This is a genomic window from Rathayibacter agropyri (genome assembly GCF_013249015.1).
Taxonomy (GTDB): Bacteria; Actinomycetota; Actinomycetes; order Actinomycetales; family Microbacteriaceae; genus Rathayibacter; species Rathayibacter agropyri.
In genome coordinates, this window is record NZ_JABRPL010000005.1 from 67171 (window position 1) to 86057 (window position 18887).

Sequence of the window (18887 nt, forward strand, 5' to 3'; positions counted from 1 at the left end):
GCGCGCCGGGGCCCCGTGCGCCCGAACAGCTGAGGAGCAACCCGTGGCAGAACCCACCACTCTCGATAAAGTCATCACCCTCGCGCAGCACAGGGGATTCGTCTTCCCCTCGGGTGAAATCTACGGGGGCACCCGCTCTGCGTGGGACTACGGTCCGCTCGGAGTGGAGTTCAAGGAGAACATCAAGCGCCAGTGGTGGAAGACGTTCGTGCAGGGGCGCGGCGATGTCGTCGGTCTCGACTCGGCGGTGATCCTCCCCACGGCGATCTGGCACGCGTCCGGTCATGTCGGCGTCTTCTCGGACCCGCTGACCGAGTCTCTGATTACGCACAAGCGCTATCGTGCCGATCACCTCTTCGAGAAGTACGAGGAAGTCAACGGCCATCCGCCCGTCAACGGCCTCGATGATATCCCCGATCCTGAACACCCGGACAAGGTCGGGCAATGGACCGAGATCAAGCAGTTCTCGGGATTGATGAAGACCTACCTGGGCGTCGTCGACGACGAGTCGGGACTGCATTATCTGCGACCAGAAACCGCGCAGGGTATCTTCACGAATTTCGCGAATGTGTTGCAGAGCGCGCGCCGCAAGCCGCCGTTCGGCATCGGCCAGATCGGCAAAGCGTTCCGCAATGAGATCACGCCCGGCAACTTCATCTTCCGCACACGCGAGTTTGAGCAGATGGAGCTCGAGTTCTTCGTCGAGCCCGGCACGGACGAGGAGTGGCAGGAGACCTGGATGCAGCTCGCCTGGGACTGGTTCGTCGGCCTCGGGATGAACCCCGAGAACATCCGCCAGTATGAGCACCCGAAGGACAAGCTCTCCCACTACTCCAAGCGCACCGTCGACATTGAGTACCGCTTCAGCTTCGCCTCGGGCGAGTGGGGCGAGCTAATGGGAGTCGCGAACCGCACCGACTACGACCTCAAGACCCATATCGAGCACTCGGGTAAGGACCTCTCGTTCTTCGACCAGAATAAGAACGAGCGCTACGTGCCTTTCGTGATTGAGCCGTCCTTCGGCCTGACCCGCGCGCTGATGGCATTCCTTGTCGACGCCTACGAGGAGCAGGAGTTGCCGCCGAACGCGAAGGGCAAGGTTGAGACGCGCACCGTGCTGCACCTCGACCCGCGTCTGGCGCCGGTGAAGGTGGCCGTGCTGCCACTCTCGCGCAACGAGGCGCTCTCGCCGCTCGCGCGGCGTGTCGCGGACCAGCTGCGCCAGCTCTGGAACGTCGACTTCGACGACTCCGGTGCTATCGGCCGACGCTACCGCCGCCAGGACGAGATCGGGACGCCATACTGCGTGACCGTCGACTTCGACTCGCTCGAGGACGACGCGGTGACGGTGCGCGACCGCGACACGATGAAGCAGGAGCGCATCTCGCTCGACCAGCTCGAGTCGTACCTCCTCGGGGGGCTGCGCGGGGCCTAACAACCCTGCGGGACGCCCCGTGATCAGGGTGCAGGCGCGTTGGTGGCGCGCTTTGGCGGCTGGTGAATGTGAACAGTAGAGTGTATGAGATTTCATCAATTCACTCTGTTAGGGACTGTATGCGAACCCGCTCCTGGAGGCGCCGTGCTGGCGCTGTCCTTCTCATTGCGTCGACACTTGTCGTTGGCGTTAACGTTCCACCGGCTTTGGCGCTGGATCCGCCCGTTGTCGGAGATGGCTATAAGTCGCTGACGTTCCAGACGGGATCGCCCTCGATTCCCGTCTATAACTCCAATGGGACGAACTGGACGATCGTCAACAAGATCACGGGGGCGGCAGTGGCCAGCGGCCAAGTCGCGAACAATGTCGTCACCCCGACCGGGTTAGCGCCCGGACTCTATACGCTCAGTGTGGTCAATGCCACAGGGACTACTCCGGCCGATTTCCTCGTGATCGGTGAGACTCCGTCGCAAGATCCCTACTACGGGGTGCAGACGCACTTCGCTTTTCCCAACCCGACCACATGGTCCGCTCCCGAGACCACGCTTACCGATCTCTCTCACATCGGCTTCTCCTCGATTCGCGACGAGGCCTACTGGCAGAACACGGAGGAGAAGCCAGGCGAGAGGAAAGTCACCGATGGCGTCGCCAAGTATCAGAAGATCGCCTCGACCCTGAACCTCGACCGGCTTTTCACTGCCGACTTTGGGAACACCGCGGTCCAGGGTTCCTCAGGTCTCTGCGACTCCGCCGATCCCGTCCCGTGCAAGCGCGTCCCGATAACCCCTGAAGAGGAGCACTGGTTCGCCCAGTACGCGATCGCCGTTCTTGATCAGACCGGCGCGCAGCGAGTCGAGCTCTGGAACGAGTTCAACCACCCGCAGTTCAACCACCGCTGCCGAACCGGTGCCTGCTACGCGCAGACGTTCGGTCCGATCGCGGATGAGATCAAGAAGGCACACCCCGAGGTCCAGATCGTCGGCGGCGGGCTCTCCGGAGCCGACCTCGCGTGGTTCAAGGACTTCTACGCGGCCGGGGGCCTCTCGCACAAGTTTGACGCCATCTCCTACCACCCGTACTCGGATCCTCTCAAGAAGGATTTGGACACCTACAGCCACTACGTCGAGAGGGCGGCCGCCATCCGCGACGCTCAGACCCCGTACCTCGCTGCCGGAGAGTCACCTCGGCCGATTCGCCTCACCGAGGTTGGCTGGACAACGGTTCCCCTCTCGCAGTCGGGCAACCCCGCGCGAGCCCTGGATGGCGCGGTGCAGGCCGAGCGTATGGTCTCAACCTACCTCGTGCACGCTAGGGCCGGAGTGGAGAGCGTCTACTGGTATGAGGGCGTCGACCTGGGGTACGAACCGACCAATCCCGAACTGAATTTCGGTGTCTATAAGACGACTACCCGCGTCGTCCGATCGTTCCAGCCGAAGGAGTCGGCACTGGCGATGTGGGTCCTCCGGCACCAGTTCGAGGGCTACAAGCAGACCGCCATGGAGAAACTGGACAACGGTATTTGGCGAGCGACCTACACGAACGGGCCGTTGACGAAGCTCGCGCTGTTTGCGGACAGCTCCCTGGCAGCCGAAACGCCCTCCGACACGAATCGGACGACTGTCCCGAGTTCGTCCGTGCTCCCAGCGGGGACGACTGCTCGCAGTGCTGTCGACGCCTACAACGCCCCGGTCGACTTCTCCGCACCGACGGTCACGGTCGGCTCACGGCCGGTCTACGTGACTCTGTCGACCCCGACAATCTCAGTGAGTTCGTCGTGGAACGGCAAGAACGTCACCGCCTGGCAGGGCCGCGACGGCACGCCCCTCGAGGCGAGTATGTCGACGGTCGCCGACTGGGAGACGTTCTCAGTTGTGGACGCCGGACACGGGCTGGTTGCACTCCGTTCGGCCGGCAACGGCAAGTTCGTCAGCGTGGATCAGGCCTCCACCGATCTCCCCGTGAAGGCGTCCGCGACCGAGATCGGGACGAACGAGAAGTTCCAGTGGAAACCTTTCGATGACGGTAGTTTCGCGCTACGCGCGGAGGTGAACGGCCGTTTCGTCAGCGCATGGATAAATGCCGACCACGCGCCGCTACGAGCCTCGGTCACGCAGATCCTCGGGTGGGAGCACTTCGCCTGGAAGCCCCGCTAAAGAAAGATCCTTCCGCGGGTGACGCGCGTCAGCGGCATCCGCGGAAGAGTTATCAGCGCTCGCGAGCGAGGAGGGCGTAGACGAGGGTGGAGGTCCACTCGCCCTTGCAGAACTCGTCCTCGACGTGGTGCGCCTCGAGTCGCATCCCCAGCCGCTCGCAGAGCCGGGCGGAGGCCGTGTTGCGGGCGTCGAGCTGCGCGATGACGCGGTGCGCGCCGAGAGAGTCGAACGCTAGGGCGAGCAGCGCCCGGGCTGCGTCCGTCGCGTAGCCGCGGCCCTGTGCCTCCGGGTGCAGCACCCAGCCGATCTCGACGGTCGCCTGCTCGACGGATGAGGCGATGAGCGTCAGGTCACCGATCATCCGTCCGGCGAGGTCGCCTTCGCGAGGGATGATCGCCAGCACAGCGATGTCGCCGTCCGCGGCGAGTCGCGTCGACGGCAGCCGACGCTCCAGGTGCTCTCGCGACTGCTCTGGCGTGCGGACCGGCCAGCGGAGGAAGCGCACGGCGTCCGCGTCGCCCTGGTAGCGGGCGTGGTCGTCGGCGTCGACTCGGTCGAGTGGCCGCAGCAGGAGGCGGTCGGTGAGCAGGGGGGCTGTACGCAGTGGCTCCGCGTCGAAGGGCAGCCTCAGTGCCGCGCTCACGCGGTGGCCGCCCCGGAGCCGGAACGGGCGATCGAGGCTGGCTCGGCGGGAACCTCAATGCCGAACAGCGCCTCAAGTCCGGTGAGGTACGCCTCCTGAGCACCGGCGCGCGCGTAGTCGCGGGCGCGGACACTCGGCGTGTGCAGCAGGACACCCGCGAGGTGGCGCAACGCCTGCTCAGTGCGTCCGTCGTCGTCGCCGCGGGAGCGGGCACGCTCGATCTCGGCGTCGAGCGCGTCGAAGACGTGCGCCCGAAGCGCCACGATGGCGGGGGTAAGGCTCTTCTCGTCGGCGACGTCCGAGAACTTGCGGGCGGCCCTGCCGACGAGGGCCCGCGCCTGCTGGGAGGCGTCAAGCACCTCGAGTGGCGCGTGCAGGCTGATGGTCTCGAGGTCGAGCAGCTCGACGCCGGTGACCGAGGTGACGTCAGCGGCGACATTGCGCGGGAGGCCGAGGTCGATCACGAGCTGGCGCTCGCGGGAGAAGCCCTGAAGACGTCCTGCGGCGAGTAGAGCCGCGTCGAGCACCGGCTCCTGCGCGGTGGTGCAGGTGATGACGATGTCGGAGGAGACGGCCTCAAGCGGCAGGTCGGCGCCGTGGATCGGCCGCAGGGATCGCCGAGCAGCGAATCCCTCGGCTCGGCCGGAGGGGGAGTGCACCGCGATGTCGACCACTCCGCGGTCACGGAGCGCGGCGACGGTCGCCCGGGCGTAGCTTCCGGTGCCGATGAGCAGGACGCGGGCCTCGCGCCAGTCGGTGATGCGGCTCGCGGCCAGGTCGAGTGCGAGGCGGACGATCGAGCGGCCGGCGCTGCCGAGGCCGGTGCGGTTCTTGATGCCACGCGAGGTCTGCGACGCGCGCTGGAACAGGCGCTCGAGTTCGGAGGAGGTCGTGCCCAAGCGCCGCGCCTCCTCGAGCGAGCGGCGGACCTGACCGGCGATCTCGCCCTCGCCGACGACGACGGACTCGAGGCCGCTGGATACGGCGAACAGGTGCTCGGCGACCCGGTCGCCCGAGACCACATCGACGCTGCCGCGCAGCTCGTCCTGCTCGACCCCGGTCGCCGCACTGACTGCGGCGGTGGCCGCTTCGACCGCGACGGCCTGCGCGGCGGTCAGCGGCTCATCGATGTCGAGGTAGGCCTCGAAGCGGTTGCAGGTGGCGACGACGACCGCTCCGGAGACGAAGTCGATGCTGTCCGAGAGGGCCGACGCGACGGCGGAGGAGTCGACGGAGAGCTTCTCGAGGAGATCGAAGCTGGCGTTTTTGTGCGACGCCGTCAGACACAGAAGCACCACGTCAGTCTACGCGCGGTCTCAGGTGGCGAGGCCGTGGGCTGGGGAGGATGCACGGATGCGCCTGAAATAATGCCCCGGTGACCTCCACTCTCGACGGCCTCCTTGATCCGCAGCATCCTCTCTCGGCGGGGCGCACTGCGGACTCGGCTCTACTGCGCGCCTACCGTTCCGAGCGCGGTGAGCACACGCCCGTGTGGTTCATGCGTCAGGCGGGCCGCAGCCTCCCGGAGTACCGCGCCTTGCGTACCGATACCAAGATGCTCGACGCCTGTCTCGACCCCGCCCTCGCGAGCGAGATCACCCTCCAGCCGGTGCGTCGCCACGGGGTCGATGCAGGCATCTTCTTTAGCGACATCGTGATCCCGCTGCGGTTGGCGGGTGTGGGAGTGGACATCGTCCCCGGCCGCGGTCCCGTGCTCGAGAAGCCGGTGCGGACGGCGGCGGACGTCGCTGAGCTCGCCGCGACCGACCCCGCCGTGCTGGACGAGACGCTCGAGCCGATCCGCGAGGGCGTGCGCCGCACCGTCGCCGGGCTCGGCGACACTCCACTGATCGGATTCGCCGGCGCCCCCTTCACCCTGGCCGCGTACCTCGTCGAGGGCGGCCCGTCGAAGGACCACCTGCGCGCCCGCACGATGATGCATGCTGACCCCGGCGCCTGGGCCCAATTGATGGAGTGGACGGCCGAAGTGACCGGCCGCTTCCTCCGCGCGCAGGTGCTTGCCGGAGCGAGCGCCGCCCAGCTCTTCGACTCGTGGGCGGGCGCTCTCTCACTCGCCGACTACACGGCGCACGTGGCGTCCGCTTCTGCTCATGCTCTGACGCACGTGCGCGACCTGTCCTTCGATCACGGCGAGACGCGGCGGAATGTGCCGATTGTGCACTTCGGTGTGGGCACGGGCGAGCTGCTTGGGGCGATGCACGGGATCGGCGCTGACGTGGTGGGAGTCGACTATCGCATCCCTCTCGACGAGGCGAACCACCGTCTCGGCGGTTTCGTGCCGGTGCAGGGCAACGTTGACCCGGCGCTGCTGACGGCGCCCTGGGAAGTGCTCTCGGCCCATGTGGATGACGTTCTCCGCCGGGGGCTGAGCGCGCCGGCGCACGTGCTGAACCTCGGACACGGCGTGCCACCCGAGACCGACCCCGACGTGCTGACGCGCCTGGTCGCGTTCGTGCACGACTGGCGTCCATGAGCGCCGACCGCCCGCGCGAGGTCGCGCAGTACGACGTTGCGGTGGTCGGCGGCGGAGTGGCGGGTCTCGCTGCCGCGGCCGAGTGCCTACGCATCGGACTTCGCGTCGTGGTGCTCGAGGCCGGGGAGCGGGTCGGCGGCTCCGTCGCACCGCTCGACATCGCCGGAGTGACGCTTGATGCGGGCGCCGAGAGCTTCGCCACCCGCGGCGGCTCCGTCGAGCGGGCGCTCGCCGCGCTGACCCTTGACGGCCATCCGCTCGCCGAGTCGATCGTGGAACCGCGGACGCACGGTTCCTGGTTGCACCTCTCGGGCGGCCGCTCCGTCCCCTCTCCGGGAGCCGGGATTCTCGGGATCCCGGGCTCCCCGTTTGCTCCCGATGTCGTTCGGGCGATCGGCCGCCGCGGCGCCTGGCGTGCCTGGCTCGACACGATGATGCCCGTGCTGCGGATCGGACGGGCTCACTCGCTGGCCGAGCTTGTGCGCACCCGGATGGGCGAGCGCGTGCTCGAGGATCTGGTCGCGCCGGTCGTCTCGGGTGTCTACTCCAGCCGCCCCGACGACATCGACGTCGACCTTGCCGCTCCCGGGCTGAATGGCGCGATCACCCGTGCTGGCTCCCTCGCTCGCGCGGTCGCGGCCCTGCGTGCCAACCTCCCGGCGGGAGTTGCCGTCCGTGGGATCGAGGGTGGGATGCACCGCCTCGTCGCCGCGCTCGTGCAGCGGATCAACTACCTCTCTGGCGAGATTCGCACGGGTGCTTCCGTCGTGAGGCTCGAGGGCTCGGACGGGTCTTTCGTCGTGACGCTGGCCGACCCCGTGCTGGCCGACCCGGCGCTGACCGCACGCGCTGTGACTGCCCGCGCGGTGATTGTGTCGACACCGGAGCGTGACGCGCGCGAGCTGCTGGCTGGCCTCGCACCCACGGTTCGCGAGAGCGCGGACGAGGCACTGCACGACTCCGTTGAGCTGGTGACTCTCGTGCTCGACGACTCGCGGCTGGATGCGGCCCCTCGCGGTTCCGGAGTGCTGGTGGCGCCGACAGCGCGCGATGTTGCCGCCAAGGCGCTGACTCACGCGACCGCGAAGTGGGAGTGGCTGGCCGCTTCCCTTCCTCCTGGTCGACACGTACTCCGTCTCTCGTACGGGCGACCTGGCGAGGACCCACCGCTCGCAGGGCTGGGCGATGCGGAGGTGGCGGCGATCGCGCTCCGCGATGCGTCGGTCCTGCTCGGGGTGCCGCTGGGCCCGGAGTCGGTGGTCGACACGGCACGGGTGAGCTGGGCGAACGTCCGCCCTGCAGCGGCGCTGGGGCGCAGGGCTCACCTGGAGGCGTTCCGCGAGGCTGTCGCGCCGCTTGAGGGAGTCGCCGTGGCCGGCACCTGGATCGCGGGCACCGGGCTCGCTTCCGTACTGCCGCACGCCGCCGAGACAGCCGCCCTTATCCGGCGCCGACTGGTGCGTCAAGGCGTCGGACTCCCGCACGAAGACCGCGACGCCGACGGCTACTCTTAGGCCGAGGCATCCGCGCGAGTGCGGCATGCCCCGGCACGAGTGGTTAGCGACCGCGCGGACGATCGCGGGAGCGACCCAGGACGAGGAGTAGGCGTGAAGGGCAAGATTCTTTTCGTGGCAGGAGCTGCAGCCGGGTATGTGCTGGGAGCACGCGCCGGCCGCAAGCGGTACGAGCAGATCGCCTCCGCGGCGAACAAGTTCTGGAAGACGCAGCCGGTGCAGGATGTCGCGGGAGCCGTTGGCGGCGCGGCGAAGACACAGCTGAGCAGCGTCTCCGATAAGGCGTACGAGGTCGTGCGCTCGGTGGTCGTCAAGGCGGTGTCCGGGGGAAAGAAGGCCCAGGGTGCGAGCGACGCGCAGGCGACGGCAGCGGCGCGTCAGGCTGCGGCCAAGGTCGATGAGGCGGCGGCGTCAGCAGGCTCCGGGGGCTCGGCGTCGTCGACCTCCACCAGCAAGGCGTAGTGCTCATCTCTCCGGCCTCGTCCGCCCGGCGCAGGCCGGCACGTCCCACCCTCGAGGAGCTCCCGTGGTGAACGAACGCAATCCCAAGAACGCCCGATCACTGGGAGAGCTGGTCAGCGACCTTCCCGGCCTGGTGGTCGAGCTCGTCAAGGCCGAGGTCGCCTCGCTCAAGAACGAACTTGCGGGCAAGGCCAAGAACGCGGGCCTGGCAGTCGCCCTGTTCGCGGTCGCGGCCTTCCTCCTGCTCACCGCGTGGGCGACGTTCGTCACCTTCGCGATCATCGGCATCGCCTCCTGGCTACCGGCCTGGCTGTCGGCGCTCATCGTCACGGTGTTCTTCCTGCTGGTGGCCGTGATCCTCGCGTTGGTCGGCGTCCGGACGATCAAGAAGGCCGTACCGCCGGTGCCGCAGGACTCGATCGACAGCATCAAGAAGGACGTCCAGGCGTTCAAGGGAGTGGGCAGCTATGACAACTGAGCGTTCGATCAGCAGTAGCACGCCCCGCTTCGTCGACCCGGCCGAACTCAAGCCCGGCCAGCTGAAGGCCGACATCGAGCGGGCGCGGTCCGAACTCGCCGCCACACTCGACGCGATCGAGTACAAGGTCAACGTTTCGCGCAAGATCCGCATCGCCCAGCGCACTCTGGGGCGCAAGCTCCAGGTCGTCCGCCGGCGGAATCCCTCAGCGTTGGTCGCGGGCGCCGTCGGTGCGGTTGCCGCCGTCGGCCTCGTTGCGTGGGGCATCGCCCAGAGCGTCATCGAGGACTGAGGCGGCGGAGGCTCCGGACCTTTAGTCGTCTGGACTCCGTGGCGCCAGAGTTCCTGCCGTTTTTGTGCATCGGCGCGAGCGGAGGGATGATGGATCAATGACCGATCAGACCGCCGGTACGGCGGGTCCCGTTCAGTCCGCCCCCGATACGAGCGCCGCCGCTCCGGTGCCGCAGCCCCCCGCCGATCAGGATCGCTCCGATCAGGCCCTGGGATACACGCTTTGGGCGGTTCTCCGCAGGGATCCCGTACGTCCATTCACCCTCTCCAGCGATGCGGTGGATCCCGCCGTTAAGCAGTATGAGCACCTTGTCGCTCGGCTGGCCGATCAGGATGTGACCGTTCGCGGCACCTACGACGTCTCAGCCCTGCGCGCCGACGCCGACATCATGCTCTGGCTCACCGGGCCTGCCCCCGAAGAGTTGCAGCGCGCTTACCGTGAGCTGCGGCGCTCCGAGTTGCTGGTCGGCCTGCTGCCGACCTGGAATGCGATGGGCGTGCACCGCGACGCGGAGTTCAGCGCGAACCACCTGCCCGCGTACATGCGCGGCAAGGCGCCGGCTCGCTGGCTGACGGTCTACCCCTTCGTCCGCTCCTACGAGTGGTACATCCTGCCCGAGGACGAGCGCCGCGCGATGCTCGCCCAGCATGGGCGGCAGGGTTCGCAGTTCCGTTCCGTGCTGACCAATACGGTCGCCTCGTTCTCGCTCGGCGACTACGAGTGGATCCTCGCGCTCGAGGACGAGGAACTCGTCAACCTGGTGGACCTGATGCGCGATCTGCGCGCGACAGAGGCACGCCGCCACGTGCGCGAGGAAGTCCCCTTCTACACAGGTCGGCGTATCGAGGCCGATCAGATCGCCGAGGTGCTCCGATGACTGACACGACCAGCGATTCGCAGATCCTCGTCCGGGGAGCGACGCCAGCGGCAGCCTCCGGCCCCGAGCATGTCGAGGTTCCCGTCGCGTACGACGCGATCCTCCTCGCCGGCTTCGGCGGGCCCGAGGGCCAGGACGACGTCATCCCGTTCCTGCGCAACGTCACCCGAGGCCGCGGCATCCCGGAGGAGCGCCTCGAGGAGGTCGCGCACCACTACCGACACTTTGGGGGCGTCAGCCCGATCAACGCGCAGAACCGCGCGCTGAAGGCGGCGCTCGAGGCCGAACTCGCGAACCGCCGAATCGACCTGCCTGTGCTCTGGGGGAACCGCAACTGGGCGCCCTACTTGAGCGAGGCGGTGCTGGAGGCCCAGGAGCGCGGCTTCTCCAACCTCCTCGCGATCGCGACCAGCGCCTACTCCTCGTTCTCGTCGTGCCGCCAGTATCGAGAGGACTTCGCGGCCGCACTCGACGTGACCGGACTCGAGGGCCAGCTGCGGATCGATAAGGTTCGGCAGTTCTTCGACCACCCCGGGTTCGTGATGCCCTTCGTCAGGGCCGTGCACGACGGCCTCGACGAGCTTCGCGAGCGGATGCCGGATCTCGACGTCACGACCGAGGTCGAGGTACTGTTCGCGACGCACTCGATCCCCACCTCCGACGCTCAGCGCAGCGGGCCGCACGAGCGCCACGACGACGGCACAGTCGTCGACGTGAATGGCTTCGGGCCGGGTGGTGCCTACGAGGCGCAGCATCTCGCGGTCGCCGAGGTCGTCATGGCCGCGGCTACTCCGGAGGACGTGCCGTGGCAGCTTGTCTACCAGTCGCGCTCCGGCCCGCCCACCCAGCCGTGGCTCGAGCCTGACATCAACGACGCCATTGCCGAGCTTCCCGCTCGCGGCCGTCGTGCCCTGCTCATCGTGCCGCTGGGTTTCGTGTCCGACCACATGGAGGTCATGTGGGACCTCGACAACGAGGCCCTCGAGACGTCCGAGGAACACGGTCTCGTCGCGTTGCGGGTCGCGACCCCCGGCACCGATCCGGTCTACGTGGCCGGACTGGTCGACCTGGTGCTTGAGCGCGTGAACGGCACGCCCACCGAGGACCGTCCGTCGATGACGGCGCTCGGTCCCTGGTACGACGTCTGCCGTCCGGGCTGCTGCGAGAACGTGCGAGCGGGGTTCAAGCCGGCCCTGGCCGGAGTAGCGCCGTGATCAGGAGTCCGCGGTCGTGAGCATCCGCGTCGGCACCCGTGCGAGCGCGCTCGCGGTGGCGCAGACCCGGATGACCGCCAACCTGATGTCGGCGGCGGCGGGCGTTCCCGTCGAGCTGGTGCGCATCGAGTCCGACGGCGACCGGATGCGCGGATCGCTCGCGTCCCTCGGAGGCACCGGCGTTTTCGTGAGTGCCCTGCGCGACGCGCTGCTGGCCGGGCGCTGCGATGCCATCGTGCACTCGCTGAAGGATCTCCCCACCGCTCCGGTCGAGGGGCTGCTGCTCGGTGCGGTGCCCGAGCGCGAGGATCCGCGGGACGCCCTGTGCGCGCGCGACGGCCTGACGCTAGCGACCCTGCCCGTCGGCGCCCGCGTCGGTACCGGGTCCCCTCGCCGACGCGCCGCTCTGCTCGCCGCGCGTCCCGATCTCGCGGTCGTCGACATCCGCGGAAACATCGACACGCGGCTGCGGCGTGTGCTGCCAGGGAGCGATTCGCCGCTGGACGCGATCGTGCTCGCCCTGTCGGGATTGCGCCGCCTCGGCCGCGTCGACGCGATCACCGAACTGCTCGACTTCGCTGTCTCGCCGCATGCCCCGGGTCAGGGGGCCCTCGCGATCGAGGTCCGTGACGAGGAGCCGTCGGAGGAACTTCGGGTTGCCCTCGCGGCGATCGAGCACCTGCCCACGCGCGCGGCGATCACCGCCGAGCGCTCTCTCCTCGCAGCCCTCGAGGCGGGGTGCGCCGCGCCCATCGGAGCGTCGGCTGCGATCGTTGGCGACCGCATCGTCCTGCACGCAGTGGTGTTCGCCATTGATGGCAGCGCGTCTCTTGCCCGGGAGGTGGCGGAGGCGATCGGCGGCGGTGCGGGCGGCGATGATCGACATCGGGCGGATAGGCAGTATGGTGGTCGCGAACTGCCCGTCGTCGAAGCCGCGTTCCGTAGCGGGTCTCTGCTCGCCGACGCGCTTCTCGGTGCGGGTGCCGCCGAACTCGCACCTCTGGGAGCCCCGTCGTGATCGTCCCCGCCGCCTACTCCCAGTGGGAGAAGCCGTTGCAGGGGTGGCGCATCCTCGTCCCCCGCGGAGGCCCGTGGGGCGACGGTGTCGCTGCCGCCCTCCGCGCGAAGGGCGCCTCGCCCGTCGTCGCTCCCATGATCAATTTCGCGCCCACCGATGACTTCCCGGCGCTGGAGCAGGCCCTCGCCGATCTCGAGGCCGGAGCGTTCGACTGGATGACGGTCACGAGCGCCACCACCGTCGATGTTCTCTCGCTGCTGCGCACAACGGTCCCCGCGACGACCAAGGTAGCTGCCGTCGGCGAGACCACGGCCGCTGCACTCGTGGCGGCTGGTTACTCCGTCGACCTCGTCCCCTCCGAGGACAACTCCGCTCGTGGGTTGCTCGCCGAGTGGGAGCAGGCGACTGGCGGCCGGCGGCCACTGCGTGTGCTGACGCTGCGGTCTGAGATAGCGAAGCCGCTCCTCACCGAGGGGCTCACCCGCAGCGGGCACGACGTGCGCTCGGTCGTGGCGTATCGCACGGTAGGAGTTCCGGCCGAGGATCGCGTCGTCGCGGACGTTGCCAGCGGCGCGGTGCACGCCATCCTCGTCACGTCGGGGAGCGTCGCCGAGCAGGTGCAGAAGCAGCTCGGTCCGGTCCCGGAGTCGACCCTTGTTGCGGCGATCGGGCCGCAGACCGCGAAGGATGCCCGCGCCTTCGGCCTGCGCGTCGACGTGGTCGCCGACGAGCGCTCGGCGGCTTCCCTGATTGACGTCGTCGCGGCAGTCGCCTCGGGGCGCGCCCCCCGCTGACTCACCCGACGCAACGTCGGCTGAGAGTACGTCTCATCCATGATGGTGGATGAGAGTGCGTCTCAGCTGACGTTGTGTCGCCGCCTCTGCGCGGGGGTCCACAGGTGCTCGCGATTGCGGACCAGGGTGAGCAGCACTTCTTCGGTCCGCGGCCAGTCGTCCATGATCTGGTGGTTGTCGAGCCGGAGGCAGAGGTAGCCTCGGCGGGCGAGTTCGAGGTCGCGGCGCCGGTCCTCGCGGAACTGCGCGAGTGAGCAGTGGTAGCGGTAGCCGTCGCTCTCGACCACGAGCCGCTCCCCGATGATGTCGTCGACGTGGCCGACGCCGGGGATGAAGACTTGCGGTCGCACCTGGACCCCGTGCCGCCTCATGCTCACCCGGATTTTCGATTCAAGACCCGATTGGCTGCGCCCGTCGACGAGATCAAAGAGGGCACGCTTGCCGACGGGCGCCAGAGCCCGCAGGGAGGAGAGTTCATCCGGCGGAAGAAGACCTGTGTTGAGCGCAGAGTCGATGGTGACGATTGCAGTGTCCTCGCTCACGCAGGTCACCACGTGCAGGATCGCGGAGCCGACGCCGTCCTGCGCGAAGGAGCGCTGCCCCTGCCCCGGCCATTGGCGCCAGTGGCCGACGATTCCACCGCGGACCGCTCGAACCGAGGAGCTTCCGAGCGCGACGTGCAGAGCAGGGCGCTCGACAGTCCAGAGGCCGAGGTGCCGGAGCAGCGAGACGCAGGTGAGCAGGCCGCCCGAGCGCACCGCGGCGACCTCGACAGCGGGTGCGTCCGCGAGCGCGTACCAGCCGCGGCGGACTCGGACGACCTTGCCGGTGGACAGGGCGTGGTCGAGGGTGGTGCGTCGCACGCCGGCGGCGGCCAGAGCGCGTGACGGGGCACTGCCGCCGGCAGCGGCGAGGAGGGCGAGGACATCGGTCACAAGGACGAGGATTGGCGACCGGTGGCGACCGCGGCGGCTCCATCGGTGTCACCAGTGGACAACGCGCGGCGCTCGCCGATGTGGAGGAGCGGTCCCGCGAGCTGCGCGGCGGGGCGGGATTACGCTGGAAGGTATGACTGCCATCCGCCCGCGGCGCCTCCGTACGACCCCCGCACTCCGCCGACTCGTGCAGGAGACGCGCATTCACCCGGCCCAGCTGATCCTCCCGCTCTTCGTCGCGGAGGGAATTACCGAGGCTCGCCCGATCGGCTCGATGCCCGGAGTGCTGCACCACTCGCTCGACAGCGTGCGCCGCGCAGTGACGGAGGCGGCCGAGGCCGGCCTGGGCGGCGTGATGCTGTTTGGAGTGCCGACCACGCGGGATGCAGTGGGTTCGGGTGCGACAGATCCACACGGCGTGCTCAACGCGGCGACGCGCGCCGTCGTGGAGGAGGTCGGCGACGCTCTGGTCGTGCAGACGGACCTCTGCCTCGACGAATTCACCGACCACGGGCACTGCGGCGTGCTCGACTCTCGCGGCCGAGTCGACAACGACGCCACGCTCCTCCGCTACGAAGAGATGGCGCTCGCCCAGGCCGAGGCGGGCTCGCACCTGCTCGGCCTCTCGGGGATGATGGACGGCCAGGTGGGCGCCATCCGCGCGGCGCTCGACGGAGCCGGGCACCTCGACACCGCGATCCTGGCGTACTCGGCGAAGTACGCGTCGAGCTTCTACGGCCCGTTCCGGGAGGCCGTGCAGTCGACGCTCGAGGGTGACCGGCGAACCTACCAGCAGGATCCGGCGAACCGCCGCGAGGGACTGCGCGAGGCGACGCTGGACCTCGCCGAGGGCGCGGACGTGGTGATGGTCAAGCCGGCGATGAGCTACCTCGACGTGCTCTCGGACGTCGTCGCCGTGTCAAACGTGCCGGTCTGGGCGTACCAGGTGTCGGGCGAATACTCGATGATCGAGGCCGCCGCCGCGAACGGATGGATCTCGCGCGAGTCGGCAATCCTGGAGTCGGTGACCGGCATCCTCCGTGCCGGCGCTGACGCGGTGCTGACCTACTGGGCCGTCGAGATCGCCCGCGACCTGCTGCGATAGCCCCGTCTCGCGAAATGTCGCGAGATCGGCCGATGCGGACGAGATGCCCGGCCAAGGCACGGCATCTCGTCCGAAATGAAGGATCTCGGCGGAGGCCACACCTACCCTGGTGAGGTGACCATCTCGGCGAACGACACCCTGTACGAGCGTGCCAGGCACGCGATTCCCGGAGGCGTCAACTCGCCCGTCAGAGCGTTTCGCTCCGTCGGCGGGACACCGCGCTTCATGGTCTCTGCCGCGGGCCCGTACATCACGGACGCCGACGGTCGCGAGTACGTCGACCTCGTCTGCTCCTGGGGCCCGGCCGTGCTCGGCCACGCGCACCCCGAGGTCGTCGCGGCGGTGCAGGAGGCGGCTGCCCGCGGCCTCTCGTTCGGCGCGTCAACCCCCGCCGAGACCGAACTCGCCGAACTCGTCGAAGCGCGGATCACCGCCGGGGGAGTGTCTCCCATTGAGAAGCTTCGGCTGGTCTCGACCGGCACCGAAGCGACGATGACCGCTATTCGGCTCGCTCGCGGCGTCACCGGCCGTGATCTTCTGATCAAGTTCTCCGGCCATTACCACGGCCACTCCGACGGCCTGCTCGCCGATGCCGGCTCCGGCCTCGCGACCCTCTCGCTGCCCGCCTCCGCCGGCGTCACTGCCGCCACCGCCGCGCAGACGATCGTGCTGCCCTACAACGATCTCGACGCCGTGCGCGCGGTGTTCGCCGAGCGCGGCTCCGAGGTCGCGGCGGTCATCACCGAGGCCGCCGCCGCGAACATGGGCGTCGTCGCACCCGAGCCGGGCTTCAACGCCGCACTCGCCGAGCTGGTGCACGCGAACGGCTCTCTGCTGATCATGGACGAGGTGCTGACTGGGTTCCGCGTCAGCGCGGGCGGCTGGTGGGGGCTCGAGAACCGTGCGGTGGAGACTCCGTACCGGGCCGACCTCTACACCTTCGGCAAAGTCATCGGCGGGGGGATGCCCGTCGCGGCTCTCGGCGGTCGTGCGGACGTGATGGACTACCTGGCGCCGCTCGGGCCGGTCTATCAGGCGGGGACGCTCTCGGGGAACCCGGTCGCGGTCGCGGCGGGCATCCGGACGCTGCAGCTCGCGGACGACGCTGTGTACTCCTCCCTCGACTCGACCGCGTTGACGCTGCAGCGGGAGGTCTCGGCGGCTCTGACGAAGGAGGGCGTGGCCCACACGGTGCAGACCGCTGGGAGCCTGTTCAGCTTCATGTTCACCGATTTGGGACGGCCTGTGCACACCTACGCCGAGGTGCAGGCGCAGGAAGCGTTCCGGTACCCGGCCTTCTTCCACGCGATGCTCGACGCGGGCGTCTCGCTGCCGCCGTCGGTATTCGAGGCGTGGTTCGTCTCGGCGGCGCACGACGGTGCGGCGGTCGGCCGCATCGTGGAGGCGTTGCCGGCGGCAGCGAGGGCGGCAGCGAGGGCGTAGGCCGGCGTCAGCCGCGCCGCGAAACCGATTTCGGCAGCACGAACACCAGCGCGAACGCAGCGATCGCCATCAAGGTACTCAGCAGCATCGCGGGGGCCGCGGCGTCGAGGAAGCCCGAGGCCACGGTGTCCGGGCCGGTAATGACCAGGCCGCCGAACAGCACGCTGCCGATCACGGCGATGCCGACCGCGGAGCCGATCCGCTGAGTGGCCGAGATCACTCCGCTCGCCGCGCCCGCGTCCTGCGGGTCGACGGTTGCGACGATGAACTGCACGTTCGGAGCGATGAAGAAGCCATTGCCGAGGCCGGCGATCAGGAGCGGCGCCAAAAGCTGCCAGTTGGTGATCGACTCCGGTGTCGCGGTGAGCAGCACCAGCCATACCCAGCCGAGGCCGATCGCGAGGAGGCCGCTGCCCATCACGAGGACGTTGCGGCCGAGCCGCGTGGTCATCCGGTTGCTCTGCGACGAGCTGATGATGCTGCCGATGGCGAAGGGGATCGAGACGAGCCCCGACTCGAGCGCGCTGTGGCCGAGTCCGGATTGCCAGACCAGCGAGATCGTGAAGAAGATGCTGGTGAACGCGGCGAAGTAGACCAGGGCGAGGATCACGCCTCCGGTGAAGGCCGGGTGGCGGAACAGCGACGGCGGCACCAGCGGTGCGCGACCGCGACGCACGTAGAGCACCTCCCACGCCCCGAACGCGGCAAGGAGGAGCACTCCGCCCGCGAGAGAGAGGAAGGTCCACAGCGGCCAGCCCTCGTCCTCGCCCTGGATGAGCGGGACGAGAAGGGCGACCAGGCCGCCGGAGACGAGCACGAGGCCGAGCCAGTCGACGCCTCCGCTGGGGGCGCGGTCGCCGGTCTCGAGATCGCGTCGGGTGGGGAGGAGGATCGCGGCGGCAATAAGCGTTGCGACGCCGATGGGCAGGTTCACCCAGAAGACCAGGCGCCAGCCGTTCTCGTCCCCGAAGGCCTGGATGATGAGGCCGCCGATGATCGGGCCAAGCGCCGACGAGACTCCGAGGACCGCGCCCATCACCGCGAAAGCCTTGCCGCGCGAGGGGCCGCGGAACAGGAGCTGGATGTAAGCGTTGACCGCGGGGACAAAGATGCCGCCGGCGAGGCCCTGCACGACGCGCGCAATCACGAGCTGCGCGTCGTCGGCGGCGAGACCGCACGCGAAGCTCGCGACGGTGAACAGTGCGACTCCGCTGACGAAGACCCATTTGTGCCCGAAGCGGTCGCCGAGGCGGCCGGCCGGGATGAGCGCGAGGCCGAACGCGAGCGCGTAGCCGGAGATGATCCACGAGAGAGTCGACTCGGAGGCGTCGAGCGTGGTGCGGATGGTGGGCAGCGCGACATTCACGATCGTCGTGTCGAGCAGGGCGATGAACATGCCCGCCAGGAGGACGATCAGCGAGCGCCAGGCTCGCTTGTCGGGGGCGGGCGGGACGCTGGTCGGTCGGGCGGTCGACGTCTCGGGCATGGCGGGGGTGCCTTTCGAGCGGAGGGGGGAAGGGACGGCACGCTCCACCCATTTGGGGGCAACTGCCACATGAGAATGTTCGCAGGAGAAGGTGGGTTTCCCCGCGCCGGAATCTGTGGGGGCCTTCAGGAGAGCGGCGGGATCAGAAGCCGCGTGACTCCGCTCGGCGAGCGCAGTCGATGCAGAGTTCGGCGGTCGGCCGGGCGGCGAGGCGGGCGGCGCCGATCGAGCGGCCACACTGCACGCAGTCTCCGTACGCACCTGAGACGAGGCGCTCGCGGGCCGCGTCGAGTTCCTGTGCGGACCGGATGAGTGCGTCGCGCACCCCGGTGATTCGTGACCACTCCGCCGAGAGCGGGGTGCCCTCCGGATCGTGCTCGTCGTCGGCAGTGCCGTCGGCGCGGTCGCGGAGGAGTTCGGCGAGCGACGCCTCCAGGTGGGCGGCCTCGAGGCGGGTCTGTGCCTGGCGCTCGGCGAGCAGCGCGTCGAGATGGCGCGACTCGTCCGGGTCCATCGGCATCCCTCCATGCTGTCATCGCCGCGC

At 68.9% G+C, this 18887-nt stretch carries 18 protein-coding genes; 13 read left to right on the forward strand and 5 right to left on the reverse strand.

Annotated elements, in window-relative coordinates; genetic code table 11:
* Positions 1-43: 43 nt before the first annotated feature.
* Positions 44-1435, forward strand: coding sequence for a glycine--tRNA ligase (locus HRF29_RS12285; RefSeq protein WP_173249127.1), 1392 nt, complete (start codon positions 44-46; stop codon positions 1433-1435).
* A gap of 206 nt (positions 1436-1641) precedes the next feature.
* The gene (locus tag HRF29_RS12290; protein WP_173249128.1) at positions 1642-3588 is read left to right on the forward strand and encodes a hypothetical protein; all 1947 of its coding nucleotides are present in this window, start codon (positions 1642-1644) and stop codon (positions 3586-3588) included.
* A 52-nt stretch (positions 3589-3640) separates the two neighbouring features.
* Here the strand turns inward: HRF29_RS12290 and HRF29_RS12295 are convergent, their stop codons facing one another.
* Complete coding sequence (locus tag HRF29_RS12295; RefSeq protein WP_343043736.1) at positions 3641-4231, reverse strand: GNAT family N-acetyltransferase; 591 nt, start codon at positions 4229-4231, stop codon at positions 3641-3643.
* Positions 4228-5526, reverse strand: coding sequence for a glutamyl-tRNA reductase (locus tag HRF29_RS12300; RefSeq protein WP_173249129.1), 1299 nt, complete (start codon positions 5524-5526; stop codon positions 4228-4230). Before HRF29_RS12300 ends, HRF29_RS12295 begins: the two co-directional genes overlap by 4 nt.
* 80 nt (positions 5527-5606) lie before the next feature.
* On the opposite strand from HRF29_RS12300, the gene hemE reads away from it, so the two are divergent.
* The 9 genes from hemE to HRF29_RS12345 all read left to right on the forward strand — a co-directional run bounded on the left by hemE (position 5607) and on the right by HRF29_RS12345 (position 13374).
* Complete coding sequence (gene hemE / locus HRF29_RS12305) at positions 5607-6725, forward strand: uroporphyrinogen decarboxylase (protein ID WP_173249130.1); 1119 nt, start codon at positions 5607-5609, stop codon at positions 6723-6725.
* Positions 6722-8239: a protoporphyrinogen/coproporphyrinogen oxidase gene (locus HRF29_RS12310; RefSeq protein ID WP_173249131.1), complete on the forward strand. Its 1518-nt coding sequence runs from the start codon at positions 6722-6724 to the stop codon at positions 8237-8239. The genes hemE and HRF29_RS12310 overlap by 4 nt, the downstream gene beginning before the upstream one ends.
* 114 nt (positions 8240-8353) lie before the next feature.
* A complete protein-coding gene (locus tag HRF29_RS12315; RefSeq protein ID WP_173249132.1) occupies positions 8354-8701 on the forward strand; it encodes a hypothetical protein in 348 nt (115 codons plus the stop codon).
* A gap of 67 nt (positions 8702-8768) precedes the next feature.
* Positions 8769-9179 carry a phage holin family protein gene (locus HRF29_RS12320; protein ID WP_343043737.1) on the forward strand — a complete coding sequence of 137 codons (411 nt, stop codon included), beginning with the start codon at positions 8769-8771 and terminating at the stop codon, positions 9177-9179.
* The gene (locus HRF29_RS12325; RefSeq protein WP_173249134.1) at positions 9169-9471 is read left to right on the forward strand and encodes a DUF3618 domain-containing protein; all 303 of its coding nucleotides are present in this window, start codon (positions 9169-9171) and stop codon (positions 9469-9471) included. The genes HRF29_RS12320 and HRF29_RS12325 overlap by 11 nt, the downstream gene beginning before the upstream one ends.
* Before the next feature lie 97 nt (positions 9472-9568).
* Positions 9569-10348 (forward strand): hydrogen peroxide-dependent heme synthase, encoded by a 780-nt coding sequence (gene hemQ / locus HRF29_RS12330; protein ID WP_173249135.1) that lies wholly within the window; start codon positions 9569-9571, stop codon positions 10346-10348.
* Positions 10345-11562 (forward strand): ferrochelatase, encoded by a 1218-nt coding sequence (locus HRF29_RS12335; protein WP_173249136.1) that lies wholly within the window; start codon positions 10345-10347, stop codon positions 11560-11562. The genes hemQ and HRF29_RS12335 overlap by 4 nt, the downstream gene beginning before the upstream one ends.
* 16 nt (positions 11563-11578) lie before the next feature.
* The gene (hemC, locus tag HRF29_RS12340) at positions 11579-12580 is read left to right on the forward strand and encodes a hydroxymethylbilane synthase (RefSeq protein ID WP_173249137.1); all 1002 of its coding nucleotides are present in this window, start codon (positions 11579-11581) and stop codon (positions 12578-12580) included.
* Positions 12580-13374 carry a uroporphyrinogen-III synthase gene (locus HRF29_RS12345; protein WP_173249209.1) on the forward strand — a complete coding sequence of 265 codons (795 nt, stop codon included), beginning with the start codon at positions 12580-12582 and terminating at the stop codon, positions 13372-13374. The genes hemC and HRF29_RS12345 overlap by 1 nt, the downstream gene beginning before the upstream one ends.
* Before the next feature lie 62 nt (positions 13375-13436).
* On the opposite strand, the gene HRF29_RS15380 is transcribed toward HRF29_RS12345, so the two are convergent.
* A complete protein-coding gene (locus HRF29_RS15380) occupies positions 13437-14309 on the reverse strand; it encodes a DUF559 domain-containing protein (protein ID WP_173249138.1) in 873 nt (290 codons plus the stop codon).
* Between the two features lie 133 nt (positions 14310-14442).
* Between HRF29_RS15380 and hemB the strand changes: the two genes are divergently transcribed.
* Positions 14443-15414 carry a porphobilinogen synthase gene (hemB, locus tag HRF29_RS12355; protein ID WP_173249139.1) on the forward strand — a complete coding sequence of 324 codons (972 nt, stop codon included), beginning with the start codon at positions 14443-14445 and terminating at the stop codon, positions 15412-15414.
* A gap of 114 nt (positions 15415-15528) precedes the next feature.
* Positions 15529-16857, forward strand: coding sequence for a glutamate-1-semialdehyde 2,1-aminomutase (gene hemL / locus HRF29_RS12360; protein ID WP_425503131.1), 1329 nt, complete (start codon positions 15529-15531; stop codon positions 16855-16857).
* 7 nt (positions 16858-16864) lie between these two features.
* Here the strand turns inward: hemL and HRF29_RS12365 are convergent, their stop codons facing one another.
* Together HRF29_RS12365 and HRF29_RS12370 are read right to left on the reverse strand one after the other, a co-directional pair.
* Positions 16865-18343 carry an MFS transporter gene (locus HRF29_RS12365; protein ID WP_173249141.1) on the reverse strand — a complete coding sequence of 493 codons (1479 nt, stop codon included), beginning with the start codon at positions 18341-18343 and terminating at the stop codon, positions 16865-16867.
* Between the two features lie 142 nt (positions 18344-18485).
* Positions 18486-18863 (reverse strand): TraR/DksA family transcriptional regulator, encoded by a 378-nt coding sequence (locus tag HRF29_RS12370; protein ID WP_246226993.1) that lies wholly within the window; start codon positions 18861-18863, stop codon positions 18486-18488.
* Between the last annotated feature and the right edge of the window lie 24 nt (positions 18864-18887).

Bases quoted from the DNA above. Each gene is read 5' to 3' on its own strand.
- HRF29_RS12310 (WP_173249131.1), top strand. From the start codon at position 6,722: ATGAGCGCCGACCGCCCGCGCGAGGTCGCGCAGTACGACGTTGCGGTG.
- HRF29_RS12325 (WP_173249134.1), top strand. From the start codon at position 9,169: ATGACAACTGAGCGTTCGATCAGCAGTAGCACGCCCCGCTTCGTCGAC.
- hemQ (WP_173249135.1), top strand. From the start codon at position 9,569: ATGACCGATCAGACCGCCGGTACGGCGGGTCCCGTTCAGTCCGCCCCC.
- HRF29_RS12335 (WP_173249136.1), top strand. From the start codon at position 10,345: ATGACTGACACGACCAGCGATTCGCAGATCCTCGTCCGGGGAGCGACG.
- hemB (WP_173249139.1), top strand. From the start codon at position 14,443: ATGACTGCCATCCGCCCGCGGCGCCTCCGTACGACCCCCGCACTCCGC.
- HRF29_RS12365 (WP_173249141.1), bottom strand. From the start codon at position 18,343: ATGCCCGAGACGTCGACCGCCCGACCGACCAGCGTCCCGCCCGCCCCC.
- HRF29_RS12370 (WP_246226993.1), bottom strand. From the start codon at position 18,863: ATGCCGATGGACCCGGACGAGTCGCGCCATCTCGACGCGCTGCTCGCC.